This window comes from Pseudovibrio sp. WM33 (genome assembly GCF_001623165.1).
Classification (GTDB): Bacteria; Pseudomonadota; Alphaproteobacteria; order Rhizobiales; family Stappiaceae; genus Pseudovibrio.
Genome location: NZ_LMCK01000111.1, coordinates 31,906 through 36,494 on the forward strand (window position 1 = coordinate 31,906; position 4,589 = coordinate 36,494).

The following is a 4,589-nucleotide window of genomic DNA, read 5'->3' on the forward strand; positions in this document are numbered from 1 at the left end:
AGGCGCGGACCACTGCATCGTCTGCAAGCGCGAAGTTGACCCGAACAGCCCGCTTCGTGAAAAGCTGCAGCCGTGTAAGCGCAAGCAAGCGATGGAAGAGCAGAGCGCAGCTTAATCATCATCCATTTCAAAACGTTCGAGGGGCCGAAAGGCCCCTTTTGCATGCCTGCTATTTGCTGTCAGTATAATCTCGCGCAACGTCCGGACCTTCACCGCCAATCAGCTTGGCAAAGAACCCGGCAACAATCCCGAAGCCGACACCAATGGCTACAAAGCCAATACCAAGAAACAGACTACCCAGCGTCGGAAACAGCCCCTGCCCGATCGATGTCAGACTATCCCCGCCAATGAGCCAGAGCAGCAAGTTCATCCATCCGCAAATGAAACCGCCAGAGAACCAGCTCGGCATGATGGACTTCAGCAAGGGTAGATAGTTGATGACCCCGATCAACGCCACCAGGCCACCAAGCGTAATGCACCACAGGATCAGGCCGAACTGAACCACAAACGAAACATTCAGGTTAAGCAACGCGATAAGGTAGAGGCACAGGAGCCCAAAAGCCAGGCCAAACAACTTGGCTGTAATACCGCGTCTGATCAATGATGGCTTCGAAAACATACTCTTGGCTCCAATAGGTTTCTCGCGGCAGACCTCTGCCATTTGAGAGCTATCATATACCAAGGCTCTTAAAACTAGTTTTCTGCAACCAGAAAGTTATCTGCTCGCCCAGCCAAAATCAAAAACGCCGAACACCAGCAACAGAAAGCTCGACAAGGCAAGCAACCCGAAAACCCAGCACCGCAGTTTCCATCTGGCGCCTTGAAGCTTCCAGGCGTCTCTGAACAGACGGCCACTCAGAATGAACACAACAAGCAGGACCACTCCAACCCATGAGGGCATTGCACCAAAGAAGTTTGAGAGCTGATCCATTTCGCCTCCGTGTGTTAATCGCCTCTCTTTAGTTCTGCCCCACGAAAAAGGCAAATAGTCTTAGCGTAAAGCTGAAACCACCGTTCAGTTCAAAAATCAAAGCACCCAATTCCTCAACAGCACTTAGGTGGCAAACCCGCGATTTATCTATCACAATCGCCGGTGATACTGCTCTCCCGGACCTTGTATTCTAGCCGTTTCCTCGAAGCTTAGGACCTCCGAACCACGGCAAACTTACATGTACCTTTCATATCTATTTTTTATATCTCATTGACCTTTTCACGAAGTCAGACTACAAGGCCCACGAAGAAAAGAGCTCGCTTGCCATTTGCCGCCTCATGGTCCCCCGTTATGGTTTCATGAGTGAGCGGAAGCGATGGGTAGGGCAACAAAGCTCTTGCTTTATAGATAATGACCCTCCTCGAAAGAAATACTAAATGACGATACCTGAAGGGGTTGCCCCAGCGCTTTCTACCGCACTAGAAAAGCGCGAATACACGTCTCTAACCCCGGTCCAGACAGCCGTTCTTGATGAAAAACTGAAAGGCAAAGACCTTTTGGTTTCTGCTCAGACAGGCTCTGGTAAAACAGTTGCATTCGGCATCGCTATTGCGCCGGAACTGCTGGGTGATGAAGAGCGTATGGGCCGTGCGAACGAACCTCTTGCATTGTGTGTTGCGCCAACCCGTGAGCTGGCTATCCAGGTTTCTAAAGAACTGGAATGGCTCTACGGCGAAGCCGGTGCTCGTATCACCACTTGTGTTGGTGGTATGGATATGCGCCGTGAACGCCGCAATCTGTCTGCAGGCGCACACATCGTAGTCGGCACCCCAGGCCGCCTGCGTGACCATATTGAACGTGGTTCCTTTGATACTTCCTCACTTCGCACAGTTGTACTGGACGAAGCAGATGAAATGCTGGACCTTGGCTTCCGTGAAGACCTCGAATTCATTCTTGGTGCTGCACCACAAGAACGCCGCACCCTGCTGTTCTCCGCGACTGTTCCTCAGCAGATTGAAAGCCTCGCAAAACGCTTCCAGCGTGATGCACAGCGCATTTCAACAGTAAGCAACCGCGAACAGCATGCTGATATTGAATATCGCGCAATGCAGGTCGCACCAAACGACCGTGAAAACGCGATCATCAACGTCCTGCGTTTCTATGAAGCTCAGAACACCATCATCTTCTGCGGCACCCGCGAAATGGTGAAGCACCTCTCTGCACGCCTCGGCAACCGTGGTTTCGCAGTGGTTGCTCTCTCCGGTGAGCTGAGCCAGGCTGAACGTAACCACGCTCTTGGCGCTATGCGTAATGGCCGGGCCCGCGTTTGTGTGGCAACCGATGTTGCTGCACGCGGCATTGACTTGCCAAATCTGGATCTTGTGATCCACGCTGACCTGCCAAACAACGCTGACACCCTGCTGCACCGCTCTGGCCGTACTGGTCGTGCAGGCCGTAAGGGCGTTTGTACTCTGGTTGTCCCACACACCCGCCGTCGCACTGCAACGCGCCTTCTCAGCTTTGCAAAAGTGAAAGCGGAATGGGCTCCAGCGCCAACAGCACAGCAAATTCGCGACAAAGACCGTGAGCGCATCCTTGCGTCCTCCGATCTGCAGGAAGCACCAAGCGAAGAAGATTTGCCAATGGTGAAGGAACTTCTTGAGAAGTTCACCGCTGAGCAAATTGCAGCTGCTTACATGCGCCAGATCCATCAGGGTCTGCCTGCACCGGAAGAACTGCTGGCTTCAAGCTCCAATTACAAAGAAGAGCATGAGCGCAAGCCACGCAAAGACTTCGACAACGGTGTTTGGTTCCGCCTCAACGTCGGTCGCAAACACAACGCTGAACCGCGTTGGTTGCTGCCAATGATCTGCCGCGCAGGTCACATCACCAAAAATGACATCGGCTCCATCCGCATCTTTGATGCAGACGCCCGTTTCGAACTCGACGCAAAACTTGCTGACAAGTTCCTGGAAACTGTCAAAGAAAACGGCACTGGTGAAAAATCAATCACCATCACCCGTATCGAAGGCAATCCAGAACGCAGCAGCAGTGGTCGCCCAGGTGGCAATCGCAACAACCGCGGTGGCGGTGGTGGCGGCGGTTACCGTGGTGAAGGCGGACGCGGCGGTGAAGGCCGTGGTCGTGGTCGTCGTGAAGGCGGCGGTGGCGGTGGCTACCGTGGTGGCGAAGGTCGTGGCCGTGGTGGTGAAGGCCGTGGTCGTGGCGAAGGCAAGCCAGGTGGCGGCAAAAGCTTCCGCGATAACCGCGGCGGCGAATAAGCATCACATTCCAAGTTTTGAAAAACGGGCCTTCGGGTCCGTTTTTTTATGCCTGATGTCTACCTCTCCCCCCAAACACCAATAGCAATATATGCCACGTTTTAATGAGCAACTAATCTGCACTGAATACAGTTTGACGTTAGCAATCAGGGCTACTTTGCAGTTACCGCACTCATGCATCGAGATTGTCTGATATGGGAAGCACTACAAACAAACAAAATCTTAGCAAGGCGGCTTTGCATTATCAGCACATGTCAGAAGGAGATAAGTCCTGCCTCGTGGCCATGCTTTTGAACTCAGGAGCACAACAAGCAACATCAATAGGAAGCGCTCACGACAAGTTTTACGAGGAGTTGTCTAAACTATGATTTGCTACTCAGGCTGGAATACCTTCTAGCGCCGGACAGCTTACCTCCATTCGCTCTTGGTGCCTTACCCCAGTAGGAGTAGCAAGTATGCCAACACTTTTACTTGCACTAGACACAACAGTTCTACGTAACGGTTTACAAAATAATTGCTTTAATGAGTGCGCGAAATTTGGATTGAAACTGTCAGTCGTGTACACATTTTGTCAGCTGCTGGCGTTTGCATTCGGATACCTTATCAAGCATTTGGAGATCAGTGTGTCTCTAATTAGAAAAGAACTCTCAGTTGCTGTAGTCTTCTTTTCTCTGATGGTATCCCTTTATCTCGCTACAAAAATCTAGCGGCATAAAAACAAACTAGAAGAGCGGGTCAAAAATATTGCCTATAGCGAGTTTCTTATGGCAAATACCAAATCGCTCTCGGTAGTAATCGCGCTATTGATAATAACAATTCACCTGCTGTTTGAGTTCATAGGCACTTATTGGGGCTGGCTAAGCACTCCCAAAAGTATCGTTAAGCTACTATTTCAAACTGCTGTTCTAGGTGGTGTTACTGGGTGGATCAGTCTGATTTTCTTCCCAGGCATTCTGCGAAGCCATCACAAAAAGCAATTTCGTGCAAAGAAATCTAAAACATAGTCAGATACTCATGACAGTAAGCGATAATGGAAGAGTTCCTGCACTATACCACCATGCCAAAACGCTGGCCTTCGGGTCCGTTTTTTTGTGCCTGATGTCTACCTCACCCCACAAACACCAATAGCACCACATGGCCATCCATGCAGTGGTGAAGCTTTGGTCCCCGTGAAACGGGTGGAGCAAGGCGAGCAGGCGTTGCCTGCGCTACTTGTTAAATTAGTTTCTTCGGCATCAGCTACTCGCCTCGCCCGGGCCTTTTATCATGAACATGCGGGCTCCCTCTCGGACAGACGTGAATGACACGTTCCCATGTCACTGACAGGTTTCCCTGTCATTGGCAGTTTCCTGCCACCACCGGACGCCCTCCGGAAC

General features: G+C 51.3%; 3 protein-coding genes. 1 reads left to right on the forward strand and 2 read right to left on the reverse strand.

Annotated elements, in window-relative coordinates:
- Positions 1-169: 169 nt before the first annotated feature.
- Both PsWM33_RS20265 and PsWM33_RS20270 read right to left on the reverse strand, forming a co-directional pair.
- A complete protein-coding gene (locus PsWM33_RS20265; RefSeq protein ID WP_108820489.1) occupies positions 170-619 on the reverse strand; it encodes a hypothetical protein in 450 nt (149 codons plus the stop codon).
- Positions 620-715: 96 nt separating this feature from the next.
- The gene (locus tag PsWM33_RS20270; RefSeq protein WP_063291484.1) at positions 716-931 is read right to left on the reverse strand and encodes a hypothetical protein; all 216 of its coding nucleotides are present in this window, start codon (positions 929-931) and stop codon (positions 716-718) included.
- 437 nt (positions 932-1,368) lie between these two features.
- Between PsWM33_RS20270 and PsWM33_RS20275 the strand changes: the two genes are divergently transcribed.
- Entirely contained in the window at positions 1,369-3,213 is a 1,845-nt protein-coding gene (locus PsWM33_RS20275; protein WP_063298715.1) for a DEAD/DEAH box helicase, read from the forward strand.
- Positions 3,214-4,589 lie beyond the last annotated feature (1,376 nt).